Annotated in this window: 13 protein-coding genes and 1 pseudogene; 7 read left to right on the plus strand and 7 right to left on the minus strand. The window is 33.3% G+C overall.

The window, feature by feature from the left end; genetic code table 11:
* Window positions 1–22: 22 nt before the first annotated feature.
* Window positions 23–1,174, minus strand: coding sequence for a Gfo/Idh/MocA family protein (locus P5P89_RS14665; protein ID WP_278009009.1), 1,152 nt, complete (start codon window positions 1,172–1,174; stop codon window positions 23–25).
* Window positions 1,175–1,479: 305 nt separating this feature from the next.
* On the opposite strand from P5P89_RS14665, the gene P5P89_RS14670 reads away from it, so the two are divergent.
* From P5P89_RS14670 to P5P89_RS14680, 3 genes and pseudogenes are all read left to right on the plus strand, one after another.
* Window positions 1,480–3,405 (plus strand): amino acid permease, encoded by a 1,926-nt coding sequence (locus P5P89_RS14670; protein ID WP_278009010.1) that lies wholly within the window; start codon window positions 1,480–1,482, stop codon window positions 3,403–3,405.
* Between the two features lie 552 nt (window positions 3,406–3,957).
* A complete protein-coding gene (lpdA, locus tag P5P89_RS14675; protein WP_278009011.1) occupies window positions 3,958–5,361 on the plus strand; it encodes a dihydrolipoyl dehydrogenase in 1,404 nt (467 codons plus the stop codon).
* Window positions 5,362–5,505: 144 nt separating this feature from the next.
* Window positions 5,506–6,047 (plus strand): annotated as a pseudogene (locus P5P89_RS14680) (lipocalin family protein).
* 60 nt (window positions 6,048–6,107) lie between these two features.
* On the opposite strand, the gene P5P89_RS14685 reads toward P5P89_RS14680, so the two are convergent.
* From P5P89_RS14685 to P5P89_RS14695, 3 genes are all read right to left on the minus strand, one after another.
* Window positions 6,108–6,482, minus strand: a complete 375-nt coding sequence (locus tag P5P89_RS14685; protein WP_163395983.1) for a DoxX family membrane protein — start codon at window positions 6,480–6,482, stop codon at window positions 6,108–6,110.
* A gap of 203 nt (window positions 6,483–6,685) precedes the next feature.
* Window positions 6,686–7,009: a DUF4349 domain-containing protein gene (locus P5P89_RS14690; protein WP_278009012.1), complete on the minus strand. Its 324-nt coding sequence runs from the start codon at window positions 7,007–7,009 to the stop codon at window positions 6,686–6,688.
* Complete coding sequence (locus tag P5P89_RS14695; RefSeq protein ID WP_278009013.1) at window positions 6,952–7,596, minus strand: DUF4349 domain-containing protein; 645 nt, start codon at window positions 7,594–7,596, stop codon at window positions 6,952–6,954. Before P5P89_RS14695 ends, P5P89_RS14690 begins: the two co-directional genes overlap by 58 nt.
* Before the next feature lie 190 nt (window positions 7,597–7,786).
* Between P5P89_RS14695 and P5P89_RS14700 the strand changes: the two genes are divergently transcribed.
* The 3 genes from P5P89_RS14700 to P5P89_RS14710 all read left to right on the plus strand — a co-directional run bounded on the left by P5P89_RS14700 (window position 7,787) and on the right by P5P89_RS14710 (window position 10,682).
* On the plus strand, window positions 7,787–9,088 hold the full coding sequence (locus P5P89_RS14700; protein WP_278009014.1) for an anthranilate synthase component I family protein: 1,302 nt from the start codon (window positions 7,787–7,789) through the stop codon (window positions 9,086–9,088).
* A gap of 24 nt (window positions 9,089–9,112) precedes the next feature.
* Window positions 9,113–10,123: a dipeptide epimerase gene (locus P5P89_RS14705; RefSeq protein WP_278009015.1), complete on the plus strand. Its 1,011-nt coding sequence runs from the start codon at window positions 9,113–9,115 to the stop codon at window positions 10,121–10,123.
* A 94-nt stretch (window positions 10,124–10,217) separates the two neighbouring features.
* Entirely contained in the window at window positions 10,218–10,682 is a 465-nt protein-coding gene (locus P5P89_RS14710) for a DUF1456 family protein (RefSeq protein WP_278009016.1), read from the plus strand.
* Window positions 10,683–10,754: 72 nt separating this feature from the next.
* Here the strand turns inward: P5P89_RS14710 and P5P89_RS14715 are convergent, their stop codons facing one another.
* Window positions 10,755–11,462 (minus strand): LytR/AlgR family response regulator transcription factor, encoded by a 708-nt coding sequence (locus P5P89_RS14715; protein ID WP_278009017.1) that lies wholly within the window; start codon window positions 11,460–11,462, stop codon window positions 10,755–10,757.
* Between the two features lie 2 nt (window positions 11,463–11,464).
* Entirely contained in the window at window positions 11,465–12,505 is a 1,041-nt protein-coding gene (locus P5P89_RS14720; RefSeq protein WP_278009018.1) for a sensor histidine kinase, read from the minus strand.
* A gap of 220 nt (window positions 12,506–12,725) precedes the next feature.
* Here P5P89_RS14720 and P5P89_RS14725 point away from each other — a divergent pair, with 220 nt between their 5' ends.
* Window positions 12,726–13,529, plus strand: coding sequence for a DUF5694 domain-containing protein (locus tag P5P89_RS14725; protein WP_278009019.1), 804 nt, complete (start codon window positions 12,726–12,728; stop codon window positions 13,527–13,529).
* A 73-nt stretch (window positions 13,530–13,602) separates the two neighbouring features.
* Here the strand turns inward: P5P89_RS14725 and sucC are convergent, their stop codons facing one another.
* A complete protein-coding gene (gene sucC / locus P5P89_RS14730) occupies window positions 13,603–14,796 on the minus strand; it encodes an ADP-forming succinate--CoA ligase subunit beta (RefSeq protein ID WP_031453708.1) in 1,194 nt (397 codons plus the stop codon).
* Window positions 14,797–15,074 lie beyond the last annotated feature (278 nt).

The raw sequence follows: 15,074 nt of genomic DNA on the forward strand, positions 1-15,074 counted from the left end.
TATTTAATCAGTGGCAAAAAAACTATAAAACTATTTTCTTCCCGGTTTCTGCAGCTTTGTAAATTGCATTGATAATTTTAATGTCTTTCAGTCCTTCCTCACCCGTAATGTGGTTTGGGAGTTTTTTGTTTTCCAGCAACACTTTAGAAATCTCATCTAATTGTTTTTGCTGTTGTTTGATTGGAGGAAATTTTAAAGGTCCTTTTGAGGTCTTTCCTTCATAAGGTCCATAACTTAATCCAGGGCTTAATTCAAAAGAGCCATAATCAGCAGATGCGTAGGTTCTGTCAATATTATAACCACAAGAGGTAGTGCCATTAGCCATAGCACCACTCGGAAATACCATTTGCCAGGAAATGCTTTCTTCTGTTTCTGAAAATCGGTTTTTATCGTTTATTGTACCAAACTGTGCAGTAACCGAAATCGGTTCTTCCCCTAAAATATAGCGGCTGGCCTGTATGCAGTAAATTCCCAGATCCATTAAAGGACCGCCACCTGATAATTTTTTGTTCAGTCTCCAGTTGGCCGGACTATTTATATCAACAGGTTTTTTGGCAATGGTATCATACGTTTTATATCCCAGGGATGATTCGATGTATCGTACCTGTCCAAAAACTTTTTCTTGTCCTAATCGCTTAATTTCTAAATGAGTTGGCTCATAATGCAAGCGGTATCCAATGGCCAATTGTACTTTATTATCATTGCAGGCTTTGATCATTTCTTCGCATTCTTTCACGTCAATCGCCATTGGTTTTTCAGTAATAACATGTTTTCTGGCTTTTGCTGAACGAATAACGAAATCTTTATGCATGCTGTTTGGCAGGATAACGTAAACCATGTCTATATCTTTATTTTTTATGATCTCATCGAAATTGTCATAATTATAGATATTCTTTTCGGGAATATTATATTTCTCTTTCCATTTAATGGCTTTTGAAGGAGTTCCTGTCACTATTCCTGCAAGATTGCAATACTCAGATCCCTGCATAGATTCGGCCACAATGTTGGCATAAATACCTAAACCGCAAAGGGCAAGATTTATTTTTTTTCCAGTATAAGGCAAATGTTCCGGTTCTGCAGCAGTTAAAAAAGAAGGGAGGCTTGTTGCAATTACTGAAGCACCAACACCAATTCCAAATTTATTTACAAAGGAACGTCTTGAGATTTTTTCCATAAAATTTTGTCTTTACATTAAATATCATTTTACTAAAGCAGATTGTGAGAAAAGTGATTTACACTCATTTTACCTGCTTGTAGGAGTGTAATTAACTTCAAATTAAATGATTATAATTTTATTGTCCTAAAAAAGCGACATATTTGTTCATGAAAATAATTAAGAAAATTTGTGCAATTTGAGAGGAAAGATACACGGTATAAACAAAATCGTTTTATATATTTGATTTCAGGATAATTTTTGCATTATTTGCAAAATAAAAGCGCAAAGTCTGAAATATATTAATTTAAAAACCAGAATCACATATGGCGTTATCAGGTTTATTCCGCAAGAAAACGGTACAGGATATTTTAAACCAAGTTGCAAAGAATGAAGCAGACGGTCATAATGCATTAGGAAAGCATTTAACAGCCAGAGATTTAACTGCATTTGGAATTGCAGCTATTATTGGTGCAGGAATTTTTAGCACCATCGGAAAAGCAAGTGCCGATGGCGGACCAGCTGTTATTTTTCTGTTTTTATTTACCGCATTAGCCTGTAGTTTTGCTGCTTTTGCTTACGCCGAATTTGCTTCAATGGTTCCGGTTTCGGGAAGTGCTTATACCTATTCTTATGTTGCTTTTGGAGAGTTAATTGCCTGGATAATAGGTTGGGCGCTAATTATGGAATATGCCGTAGGAAATATAACGGTAGCCATATCCTGGAGTGATTATTTTACCGGATTGCTCCAAAGTCGGGGACTAAATTTGCCCCAATGGATTCAGATGGATTATTTAACCGCTTCAAACGGTTTTAAAGATGCAATGGCCCTGATGCAGGGAGGAAAAACCTTTGAAAATTTAGATTCAGGATTACAGGCAGCTTATATGGCCTGGACTACAGCGCCAACAATTGGTTCTTTCCATTTTGTTGCTGATTTACCAGCCTTGTTTATTATTGTATTAATTACCGCTTTGGTGTATCGCGGAATGAAGGAATCACGTAACGCTAGTAACTTAATGGTTGTAGTGAAACTTTGTATTGTACTTTTAGTAATTGCTGTTGGAGTTTTTTATGTGGATACGACCAATTGGAATCCATTCGCGCCAAATGGTGTTAGCGGAGTTTTAAAAGGAGTTTCTGCTGTTTTCTTTGCTTACATAGGTTTTGATGCGATTTCAACAACCGCAGAAGAATGTAAAAACCCACAGCGTGATTTACCACGCGGGATGATGTGGGCAATTATTATTTGTACTATCTTATACATTGCGATCGCATTGGTTTTAACCGGAATGGTCAAATACAACGAATTAAATGTTGGAGATCCTTTAGCATTTGTTTTTGAAAAATTAGACTTAAAATGGATGTCCGGAATTATTGCAGTAAGTGCAGTCATTGCCATGGCAAGTGTTTTACTGGTTTTTCAGATGGGTCAGCCTCGTATCTGGATGAGTATGAGCCGTGATGGTTTATTGCCAAAGAAATTTTCTACAGTGCATCCAAAATTCAAAACACCTTCTTTTGCTACGATTGTAACGGGTTTTGTAGTTGCTGTTCCGGCTTTGTTTTTAAACCTGACTATGGTAACCGATTTATGCAGTATCGGAACCTTGTTTGCCTTTGTGCTGGTTTGCGCAGGCGTTTTGGTATTGCAGAATAAACCTGAAATTCCAAGGGGAAAATTCAAAACACCTTATGTAAATTCCAAATACATTCTGCCGGTTTTAATGATTGCAGGATTGTATTATGCTTTCGCTTTCAATAACAAAGTTACAATGGCTTTTATTAATAATGAAGCGCAGATTTACGATGCTACTTCTATAGTAACTTCTTTGGATAAAGAAGAAACGGTTAAAGTTTTCGATTATTTAAAAGCTATAGATGTCAATGATAAGACCACAGAAACTGCAGATTTAGAACATTTATTGGGGCAGTATCAGGACGATGAAGTAAAATATGCAGAAGTTGTAAAAGAATTGCCAATCAGGCATTCTCTAAAATACGAATCAGGTTTCAGCTTGTTTAAACATAAAATTCCAATGTGGATTTTCCTTTTTGTTCTGGTTGGATTAGCTGTTTGGGCATTCAGGCAAAATCTTTCTTTAATTCCACTTTTAGGACTTATATGTTGTCTCTATATGATGGCGGAATTAAGTGTGTGGAACTGGATTTACTTCACAATCTGGTTGTTGATCGGCCTTTTGATTTACTTTACGTATAGTCGAAAAAACAGTAAACTGAATAATACTTAGAAAATAATATTTTAACAATTTCAAACCCTATATTGATTTTAATACAGAATTCATTTTGAAAAATATCCCGAATAAAAAATTATTTTTAGTTTTTGTTGTCTTACTAATATTAAATGTAATTGGATTGATTTTCCAAACGCAAAAAACAGGAGCATATAATTTAAATGGTACTTATAGTGAAGCTAACAGTACAGGGATAATTCTAAGTGTTATATTTGGGATTGTCATCTCTTTTCCTTTACTTTTCGCTTTTCTTGCTTCTGTAATTGCTATTTTTCTTAATAAGAATGTCTCCTATAAAAAAAGATTTATTAGAACATTTCTATTTATTTTAGTTATTTTCTATACCATCTTTTTGATTCGTATTTTATTTAATATAGTTTAAATTTTATCCAATTTTATAAAACCCAAATTCATTAATCAAAAAACCAAAAAAGAATCACTTTCTTTTCGAAAATTAAAGAAATCATAACAAAAAACCTGAAGCTTTAAACTTTAAACAAAACTTTATTCCTTAATTTTGTAGCACTAAAAATAAAAAACAGAAAAACTATGAGTTCATTTGACGTAGTCATTATAGGTTCAGGTCCTGGCGGATATGTATCAGCAATTCGTTGCGCACAATTAGGTTTCAAAACTGCTATTGTAGAAAAATATAACTCTTTAGGCGGAACTTGCCTTAACGTAGGTTGTATTCCTTCAAAAGCATTATTATCATCTTCTCATCATTATGCAGAAATTGCTCATTTTGCAGATCACGGAATCGAAGTTTCCGGAGATGTAAAAATCAATTTAGAGAAAATGATCGCGCGCAAGCAAGCCGTTGTAGATCAAACTGTAGGCGGAATCAACTACTTAATGGATAAAAATAAAATTACTGTTTTCAATGGTTTAGGGTCTTTCGTAGATGCAACTCACATTGCTGTTGCAAAAGCGGATGGAACATCTGAAACTATCGAAGCAAAATATACTGTAATTGCTACAGGATCAAAACCATCTTCTTTACCTTTCATTAAAATTGATAAAGAAAGAATCATCACTTCTACTGAAGCTTTGGCTTTAAAAGAAGTTCCAAAACACTTAGTTATCATCGGTGGGGGAGTTATCGGAATCGAGCTTGGGCAAGTTTACTTGCGTTTAGGAGCTCAGGTTTCTGTAGTGGAATTCATGGACAGAATCATTCCGGGAATGGATGGCTCATTGTCTAAAGAATTAACTAAAGTATTGAAAAAGCAAGGAATGAAATTCTACGTTTCTCACAAAGTAAAATCAGTTGAAAGAAACGGTGATGCTGTAACAGTTCAGGCTGAAAATGCAAAAGGAGAAACGATCACTCTTGAAGGAGATTATTCATTAGTTTCTGTTGGTCGTCGTCCTTACACAGACGGGTTAAACGCTGACAAAGCCGGAGTTAAAATTTCAGACAGAGGACAGGTTGAAGTAAACGATCATTTACAGACTAGCGTTCCAAATATCTATGCAATTGGAGATGTTGTTCGTGGAGCCATGTTAGCGCACAAAGCGGAAGAAGAAGGAGTAATGGTTGCTGAAATTTTAGCAGGTCAAAAACCACATATCGATTACAACTTAATTCCTGGTGTAGTTTACACCTGGCCAGAAGTTGCTGCAGTTGGACAAACGGAAGAGCAATTGAAAGCAGCTGGAGTAGCTTACAAATCTGGAAGTTTCCCCTTCAAAGCGTTAGGACGTGCAAGAGCAAGTGCCGATTTAGATGGATTCGTGAAAATCCTTGCAGATGAAAAAACAGATGAGGTTTTAGGGGTTCACATGATTGGTGCCCGTACAGCAGACTTAATTGCTGAAGCGGTTACAGCAATGGAATTCAAAGCTTCTGCTGAAGATATCTCAAGAATGAGCCATGCACACCCAACTTTTGCAGAAGCAGTAAAAGAAGCAGCATTGGCAGCTACTGAAAACAGAGCCTTACACGTATAATTTTTACACTAAATCATATTTTGAAACCGTCAGAATTTTATTTTGACGGTTTTTTATTTTTTAGCATGTAATAAGTATGAAAAATTCTGTAAAATGATTTTCTTTTTTAGATGTTATCTTTGATTAATTTTAAAAGCCAACATCATGAAAAATAAATATATAACTCCAGTTTTGCTTGGAGTAGGAATCGCTTTTTTGCTTTATTCCTGTGGCTCAACTATTCCGGAAAAAGCAACTGCTGTCAATAATTTTGATAAAGCTAAATACCTTGGAAAATGGTATGAAATTGCCAGACTGGATTTCAAATATGAAAAGGGTTTAAATAACGTAACTGCCGAATATTCCCTAAATGATAACGGAACGATAAAAGTAGATAACAAAGGGTATGAGGTTGAAAAAGAGAAGTGGAAACAAAGTATTGGAAAAGCTAAATTCGTCGAAAAAGAAAATATAGGGATGTTGAAGGTTTCTTTTTTGGTCCTTTTTATTCCGGATATAATGTAATTGCAGTTGAACAGGATTATAAATATGCTTTGGTCGCCGGAGAAAGTTTAAAATACATGTGGATACTTTCGAGAGAAACTACAATTCCTGAAAATATTAAAACGGCTTATTTAAAAAAAGCACAGGAAATTGGATATAAAACGTCTGATTTAGTCTGGGTAAAACACGACAAAGCTAACTAAAAAATAACCCGGCAGATTCTTAAAGTCTGTCGGGTTTTGTATTTTAAATTTGAATCTAAATCATGGAGTAAAAACGCTTTTATAATTATCCCAGTATCTGTAAATCAAAAATAAGTTCCCTAAGAATAACAAACCTGCAATTGGTAAGCCTTCTGGTGCAAGAAAATAATTGATAAACAGAATATTTACTGTTATAGGTAAAATCAAAATATTGGCTAATGTTACAAAACGCCCTGTGACGAAAGCGATTCCGCAGAGTAATTCAATAGATTTTGCCAGAGGCAGTAAGTAAGTTGATGCAACAAGACCTACATTAAAAGCTTTAAAATTTCCGGTTACTTCTGGTTCAGGTGCCAGCTTAAAGAAAAAGCTGATGGAAGCGAAAAGTAGCAAAAGGCCGATTAAAACGCGAACAATAATAGTAGCAATTTTCATAATACTTAGGATTTTTTAAGGTTAAAAAATATAATTAAGCTATTGGAAAAGATGCAAACAGAAAAGTCTCAAATTAAATCACAAATTGTTTTTTTGTGTCTTTTTTAAGAATTTTGTAATTAAACGAATCTGTTTTTGGGATTCGTTTAATTATATATCAAATATAACGAATTTTTTATTATGAAATTATGATTAACTGTTGATTATTGTTTCTTAATGTACGTCTTGTAGAGGAAAAATCCCCCAATGCTTATTAAGATAAATGGCCAAAGATTAATAAAGAAAATCAAGATGGCCTGCAATATGTACCAACCGCTTTTTAAAGCATCAATAATCTGGATACCTAAATTGGGTTTATAGGAAGCACTGTCTTTTTCGCTTGCTATAGTCTCCTGTCTGATAGTTTCATTCTGATAAAGCTGCAAGGTGATAGTACTAAAATTAATCTGATCCTGTAACGATAAATTATCTATAGTGCGATTATCGTTTGATTCTTTTTGGTTTGCCAAAGTATTTTCGGCCTCCATAATGTCATTGATTTTTTTCCCTTTTCATCAATCGCTTTTTCTACTCTTTTTTCTGTATTAGCGCTTCTTTTTTGAGATAGCTGATTGGATAATAATTTTAAGGAAACATCATCAGCTTTGATTACCCTGAAATCCAGAAAATCAATTTGTTTGGCGATGGTTTTTATCACGGTATCGAGCTGTGTATTCGGAACGCGGATGGTAATGTTATTTTCTACCGAATATTTAGTAGTTTCAAGCGTGCTGTCCTGACTAATTTTGGTGTTAATCTGGTCCTGAATGGTGCTTTGTAAATTAGTATAGGTAACAAACCCTCCGAATTTCTGGGTAGCATTTTCAATTGCATAAGTGGACCTGACGACGTTTTTAACCTTGAATTTGATATCAGCTGTCCGGATGAATTTTTGCTTACTGTCTTTTTTCTCGACTGCCGCCGATGATGAAACAGCGGTGTTGGATAAAACAGCTGTACTGTCGGTTGTTGCGTACTCTGCTGTTTCTTCAGATGTAGCATCTGCTTTTTTACAGGAAAATAATACTGCGGTAACTACTAAGGTGGTCACGCCTAACTTTGCAATTGTTTTCATAAAGTTTTTAAAAGTTGATTAATAAATAAATTTTGTATAAAGGATATGTAATGTTTTAATCAAATAGCAGGAAAATTTTTAATAATGAATATTAATTCGATATACTAAAAAGTGTGCCAATATTTTTTTAAGATTACTTTATTGAAGGAATTTTTTTGTCGTAATTTTGAAATCTAAAATTGATTCATTTTTGAGAGTTTCCATTCACAAGCACATTCCCGATCCGGAGCAGTTTAAGCAACAGCTTTTAAGTTGGTCACAACAATTTCGAGAGGTTATTTTTTTGGATAGTAATACGTATCCGCAAGAATATTCAAGCTTTGATTGTATGATGGCTGTTGATGCTTTTACATCCTTAAAAACAGATTTTCATAATGCGTTTGAGGATTTAAAACAGTACCAGCAAACCACAAAAGACTGGCTTTTTGGTTATTTGTCTTATGATCTTAAAAATGATACAGAATCTTTAAAATCATCCAATTTTGACGGATTGAATTTCCCGGATTTATTTTTCTATCAGCCAAAAAAAATTTTTTTATTGAAAGGGAATCAACTTGAAATCAGCTATTTGTTGCTTTGTGACGATGAGGTTGAAGAGGATTTTGAGGAAATTATTAAAAGTAAAAATGATTCTTTCGAAACGTTGGACAGAGTACAAGTGCAACAACGAATTTCAAAAGAATTATATCTTCAAAAAGTAATAAAAATGCTGGAACACATTCACGCAGGTGATATGTACGAAGCTAATTTTTGTATGGAATTTTTTGCCGAAAATGCTATTATCAATCCATTGGAAAAATTTCAAAAACTGAATGAGATTTCAAAAGCGCCTTTTTCGGTTTTCTTTAAAAACAATAAACAGTTTTTGCTTTCTGCTTCTCCGGAACGTTATCTTAAAAAAACGGGGGATACCATTATTTCACAGCCGATAAAAGGCACCTCAAAACGATTTTCAGATTTGATTCAGGATGAAGAATCAAAACAAAATCTTGAAAACGATGGAAAAGAACGTGCTGAAAATATCATGATAACCGATTTGGTTCGAAATGATTTATCGCACACAGCACAAAAAGGTTCAGTAGAAGTTAAGGAACTCTGCAAAATTTATTCCTTCTTGCAGGTACATCAAATGATTTCTACAGTAACTTCAAAATTAGATCCTCAATATTCTGCCGTGGATGTTTTAAAAACAACTTTTCCAATGGGTAGTATGACGGGAGCTCCAAAAATTTCGGTCATGAAAATTATTGAAAATCTGGAAGAAACCAAACGAGGTTTGTATAGCGGTGCAGTAGGTTATTTTACTCCAGAAGGCGATTTTGATTTTAATGTTGTAATTAGAAGTATTTTATATAATCAGGAAAATAAATATGTTTCGTTTTCTGTTGGAAGTGCTATTACGGCTCAGTCTGTTCCTGAAAAAGAATATGAAGAATGTTTGCTAAAGGCGAATGCCATGTCTGAAGTATTAAAATCGTCGAAGCCGGTTTAAAATAAATTGTAAAAGTGTTTGTGTATGAAATTAATCTTAAGAACTTATAATCTAAAGCTAAAACACACTTTTAGAATTTCAAGGAAATCTATCGATTTTCAGCCTTCACTAATAGTAGAATTACAGGATGATGGATTTTCAGGATATGGTGAAGCTACTTCGAATCCGTATTACAACATTACTATAGAAATTTTGCAGCAGGATATTGAAAAAATCCGTGCTATTGTAGAAGAATCGCATGATGAAACTCCAGAAGAATTTTGGTTGAAAATAAATCCGTTTTTAAAAGACAATCCTTTTGCGTTATGTGCCCTGGATAATGCCTATAATGATTTGTATGCACGAAAAAAGGGTAAAAAGTTATATGAATTATGGAATTATGATATTAGCCATAATCCATTAACGAATTATACCATTGGGATAGACACTATTGAAAACATGGTCTTGAAGATGAAAGGATTTCCATGGCCGATTTATAAAATAAAGTTAGGAACTCCTGAGGATATTGAAATTGTAACCGAATTGCGAAAACACACCAATGCCATTTTTAGGGTTGATGCCAATTGCGCCTGGACTGTTGATGAAACCCTGAAAAATGCAATTATTCTGAAAAACTTAGGTGTTGAATTTATTGAACAGCCCTTGAAAGCGGATGATTGGTATGGGCATAAAGAAGTTTTTGAAAATGCTGTTTTGCCTGTTATAGCCGATGAAAATTGTATTGCAGAAGAAGATATCGCCAAATGTCACAATCATTTTCATGGTGTAAACATAAAATTGATGAAATGCGGAGGAATTACTCCGGGAAGAAGAATGATTGCCGAATCTAAAAAACGGGGACTAAAAACAATGGTGGGCTGTATGACAGAATCTACTGTCGGAATTTCAGCAATAGCGCATTTGTTGCCGGAATTAGATTATGTTGACATGGATGGCTCATTATTATTAGCAGAAGATATTGCGGACGGTGTAACAATAAAAAACGGGAAAACTTATTATCCGGACAGAGCAGGAACAGGAGTGATTTTATTCTAATATTTCCTTTTAAAATAGTGTACCTTTGCAAAATAAACGATGCTGAGGAAGAACAAATAACACTTGAAACCTCAAACCCGAAACAAAACAAAAAATGACAAACAACGATATCTTAAAAAAACTTCGCGTGGCTTTAATGCTCCGTGATGATCAAATAGTTGAAATTTTAGAATTAGTAGATTTTAGAATTACAAAATCAGAATTAGGTGCTTTTTTCAGAGCAGAAGATCATCCTAACTATATGGAATGCGGCGATCAGGTTTTGCGTAACTTTCTAAACGGACTAGTTATTCATTTAAGAGGAACGAAAGAAAATCCAAAGAATCCAAATGATGTTTTGGCGAAGCATAAAGCTGAAATTCCGAAGAAAGATAATACGAAAGAAAGACCTGAGTTTAAAGCTGCGCCAAAAGACAGCGAAAGAGGAAGAGGAGATCAAAGTCCCTCAAAGTCTGGTTCGGCAGCTAAAAAAACTAAAAAGAAAGAATTTCCAAAAGGAAATGGAAAACCATCTGTTGTAGAAAAAGTAGTTTACAAAAACGGTAAGAATAAGAAATAAAAATTCAGATGTGTTTTATACAATGCATCTTCGATTTTACATTCAAAAAACCATTCGCTAAGAATGGTTTTTTTATATCTTATTCTGGTCGATTCTATAAAAGAAAGCATCTTTGAACGTAGCACCAATCGGCAATTCTTTTCCATTAATAAAAACAGAAAAACTGTCTGTAGATTCGATTTGTTTTAAAGCGATAACATAGGATTTATGTATCTGAATGAAATTTCTTTCCGGCAATGATTCGATTATGTTTTTTAAAGAAGAATGTGTGATAATTTGCTGTTTTTTAGTATGAATACAAACATAATTCTGAAGACTTTCTACATACAAAATTTCCTCTAAAAGCAATTTCTGAAATTTATTTTTGCCATCAGTTTTTACAAAAATAAAATCAGATGAATTATTAATTGTTTCTGATTCTTTTTTTGGCTCTTCAATCAATTTGGTGGCAGCCTGATAAAAGCGTTCAAAAGCAATGGGTTTCAATAAATAATCAGTAGCATTTAATTCGAAACCTTCTAAGGCAAAGTCAGGATATGCCGTTGTAAAAATGACTTTGATATCTTTAGAAATAATTCTGGAAATCTGCAAACCTGTTAATTGCGGCATTTGGATATCCAAAAAAATAACATCGACTTTATTTGAATTTAAAAACTCCAAAGCTTTTAAGGAATCATTAAAAATGCCCACTTCTTCAAGAAAGGAAACTTTCTCAACATAGCTTTTTAAGATACGGGTTGCCGGTGGTTCATCATCCACAATGATACATTTAAGTTTCATGATTAGTTGTTTAAAGGAATTTTTAAATACGTTTTAAAGGTATTGTTTTCTGACGTTTTCTCAAGTATAAATTGATCTTTGTATGCATATTCCAAACGTTTGGTAAGATTCTCAAAACCAATTCCGGTCGAAGAATAATTTTCGCCTCCAACATTGTAATTAAAGGTAGAAATTGCTAAGAAATCGTCTTTTATTTTGATTGAAATAATTGCTTTTTCATCACAATTATTAAGTTTTCCATGTTTAAAAACATTTTCGACGAAATGTATTAAGGCAGCCGGAATAATTTTTTCGGTCGTGTAATTTCCTTCAATCTCAAAATTTAAATAGAGCTGATCTTCAAATCTTTTCTTCTGTAAATGAATATAATTTTCTATAAACTGAATTTCTTTAGAGAGTAAAACCTCTTCTTTATCTGTTTCTGTAATGACGTAACGAAGCAAATCGGACAAGACCAAGATATCCGAAGCCATTTGATCCTCTTTCAAAATCAGCTGGCTATAAAATGAATTCAGAGTATTAAACAAAAAATGTGGACTTACCTGAGATTTCAGCATTTGTAATTCGGCTTTTTTATTCTCTAAAATCAATTGTTGATTTAGTTTGTATGTATTCTGAAATTGCCAAAATAAATAGCTTAAAGCACTTAAAATAATAGCTGGTAAACCAAAGAAGAAATTGTCACGGATATAATACGTTACTTCTCTTGTTTTTTCAGCATAATTATGAATTCCTGTAAGTTCAAAAACGATAACTTCCTGTAAAAAATAACGAATTCCCGCAAAAATCAATAATGAAACAGGAATACTCAATAGGTAGAATACTATTTTCTTGTTATTAAAAAACCAATCACAAAAAGTATAAAAATTAAGAATATAAACGATAAAAATTGACAGAATAAAAGTCACATTAAATGAGAAATACATAGTGCTGAAAACAAAATCCATTTCGCGATTATTTACTCCAATATCCCAAAGATAGAAAGTGATAAATAGTCCCAGGAAAAGTATGATATGATAATAGAAAGGAATTTTTAGCTTCATAATGATTTTATTATTCCTTCAAAAATACAACTATGAGTTTACATGAATACGATATTTATATAAAACGATTATTTTTCGGGATGAACTGTCAAAAACAATACATGAAAATTTTCAATACCAAATTTCCAATGTTAGTGATTTGGAATTTGGTGTTCATCAAAAACTAAAAATTTAGCCGAAAAGCAAATGTACATTTGTGATAAATTTAAAACAAATCATCATGAAAAAAATCGCTTTATTATTAGTTTTGACAATTGTATTCAACACTGTTTCTGCTCAATCAAAGAAGAAGCAAATATTATTACTAGGAACTTTCCATTTTGAGAATCCGGGACTTGATGTTGCCAAAGTAAATACCTTTAATGTAATGTCAGACAAGAGCCAGAAAGAATTGGAAAACATAACTAATAAGATTAAGAAGTTTGGTCCGGATAAAATTTTTATTGAATGGAATTATGAAAAACAAGACAATCTGGATAAATTCTACAATAAAAATACGGATAGTTTACTGCACAAAGATGCAGATGAGATAGTTCAATTGGCCTTAAGATCGGCTAAGAAACTTGGGCATAAAAAACTTTATGGAATTGATTACAACAATGCTGATTTTCCGTATGAGAGTTTGGTAAAAGGAATGAAAGAAGCCAATCAATTGGATTTAATCAGGAAGAATGAAGAAACAATGAAGTATTATCAAACAGATCACAATAAAAAGATTACGAAGTATTCTTTGACTGAATTGCTTTTGGATACAAATACAAAAGCATCAATTGAAGGCAATATTGGCTGGTATCTTCAAACCGCTATTAAAGGTGGAAAGAAAGATAATTTTGTTGGAGCCTTTTTAGTTTCTGAATGGTATAGAAGGAATTTGTATATGTATGCTTTAATTCAAAAACTTACTGAAAGTCAAGATGATAAAATAATGGTTTTATTAGGAGCCGGACATACAGCAATGATTAGGGAATTTGTGGAACATAATCCTGAATTTGAAATTGTGGAACTGGCAACTGTTTTAAAATAATAACAAGACAACTAAAAACAAAAAATCCTAAGTCAAGCTTAGGATTTTTTTATATAACTAATTTCTTATTTGATTAAGATAAAGCAGCTTTAACCTGGTCAGCAGCTTCCTGAAATTGGACTGCAGATAAGATTGGCATACCAGAGTTGTCAATTAATTCTTTTGCAATTTCAGCGTTAGTTCCTTGCAAACGAACAATGATTGGCACATTGATAGCATCTCCCATGTTTTTGTAAGCGTCAACAACACCCTGAGCAACACGGTCACAACGAACGATTCCTCCAAAGATGTTAATTAAAATCGCTTTTACGTTTGGGTCTTTCAAGATGATACGGAAAGCTGTTTCAACACGCTTAGCATCAGCAGTTCCTCCTACGTCAAGGAAGTTAGCAGGCTCGAAACCAGCATATTTAATTAAGTCCATAGTAGCCATAGCAAGACCAGCTCCGTTTACCATACATCCTACAGTACCGTCAAGGTCAACATAGTTTAGACCAACTTCTTTAGCTTCAACTTCGATTGGATTCTCCTCACGAATATCACGCATTTCAGCATATTTTGGTTGTCTGTATAAAGCATTATCATCGATATTTACTTTAGCATCAACAGCCATAATTTTATTATCAGATGTTTTAAGAACTGGGTTGATTTCGAACATAGAAGCATCAGAACCAATGTAAGCATTGTATAATGCATCGATGAATTTCACCATTTCTTTAAAAGCATTTCCAGAAAGACCTAAATTGAAAGCAATTCTTCTTGCCTGAAAACCTTGTAATCCAACAGAAGGATCTACTTCTTCAGTAAAAATTAAGTGTGGCGTGTGTTCAGCAACTTCTTCGATATCCATTCCACCTTCAGTAGAATACATGATCATATTGCGACCTGTAGCTCTATTTAATAAAACAGAAACATAAAATTCAGAAGTTTCACTTTCACCAGGATAGTAAACATCTTCAGCTACTAAAACTTTGTTTACTTTTTTACCCTCAGCAGAAGTTTGAGGAGTAATTAATTGCATTCCGATAATTTGTCCTGCAATTTCTTCAACTTGTTGTAAATTTTTAGCTAGCTTAACTCCACCACCTTTTCCACGTCCACCCGCGTGAATTTGTGCTTTAATTACATGCCATCCTGTTCCGGTTTCAGCAGTTAATTGTTTTGCAGCAGCAACAGCTTCAACCGCATTGTTAGCTACAATTCCGCGTTGAATGCGTACTCCGTAACTCGCTAGAATTTCTTTTCCTTGATATTCGTGTATGTTCATAATATAGAATTTGTCTGGTTCTGAATTTATTTCAGAATAAAAGTGCGACAAAAGTAGCAAAATTGAACTAAAAACTAAAATCTTTTTTAATTAATAATAAACCAATCCCACTTTGTTAAATTAATTTAATTAAAGTCAAAAAAAGATTAAGCTAAAATATCTTTATTGTTAATTCTAAACCGCTATATCGTTTTAGAATTAACATAAAAGCAACGTATTTTAAGAGCTAATTGTTGATTTTTCTTAATATAATTTAAAACGAATTGTGATTTTGGCAA

It is taken from the genome of Flavobacterium gyeonganense (assembly GCF_029625295.1).
GTDB lineage: Bacteria > Bacteroidota > Bacteroidia > Flavobacteriales > Flavobacteriaceae > Flavobacterium > Flavobacterium gyeonganense.

What these genes read in the sequence shown, in the direction of transcription:
- P5P89_RS14685 (WP_163395983.1), bottom strand. Translation starts at nt 6,482, where the DNA reads ATGAAAATTGCTACTATTATTGTTCGCGTTTTAATCGGCCTTTTGCTA.
- P5P89_RS14715 (WP_278009017.1), bottom strand. Translation starts at nt 11,462, where the DNA reads ATGAAACTTAAATGTATCATTGTGGATGATGAACCACCGGCAACCCGT.
- sucC (WP_031453708.1), bottom strand. Translation starts at nt 14,796, where the DNA reads ATGAACATACACGAATATCAAGGAAAAGAAATTCTAGCGAGTTACGGA.
- P5P89_RS14720 (WP_278009018.1), bottom strand. Translation starts at nt 12,505, where the DNA reads ATGAAGCTAAAAATTCCTTTCTATTATCATATCATACTTTTCCTGGGA.
- P5P89_RS14710 (WP_278009016.1), top strand. Translation starts at nt 10,218, where the DNA reads ATGACAAACAACGATATCTTAAAAAAACTTCGCGTGGCTTTAATGCTC.
- P5P89_RS14705 (WP_278009015.1), top strand. Translation starts at nt 9,113, where the DNA reads ATGAAATTAATCTTAAGAACTTATAATCTAAAGCTAAAACACACTTTT.
- P5P89_RS14670 (WP_278009010.1), top strand. Translation starts at nt 1,480, where the DNA reads ATGGCGTTATCAGGTTTATTCCGCAAGAAAACGGTACAGGATATTTTA.
- P5P89_RS14690 (WP_278009012.1), bottom strand. Translation starts at nt 7,009, where the DNA reads ATGGAGGCCGAAAATACTTTGGCAAACCAAAAAGAATCAAACGATAAT.
- P5P89_RS14725 (WP_278009019.1), top strand. Translation starts at nt 12,726, where the DNA reads ATGAAAAAAATCGCTTTATTATTAGTTTTGACAATTGTATTCAACACT.
- P5P89_RS14695 (WP_278009013.1), bottom strand. Translation starts at nt 7,596, where the DNA reads ATGAAAACAATTGCAAAGTTAGGCGTGACCACCTTAGTAGTTACCGCA.
- lpdA (WP_278009011.1), top strand. Translation starts at nt 3,958, where the DNA reads ATGAGTTCATTTGACGTAGTCATTATAGGTTCAGGTCCTGGCGGATAT.
- P5P89_RS14665 (WP_278009009.1), bottom strand. Translation starts at nt 1,174, where the DNA reads ATGGAAAAAATCTCAAGACGTTCCTTTGTAAATAAATTTGGAATTGGT.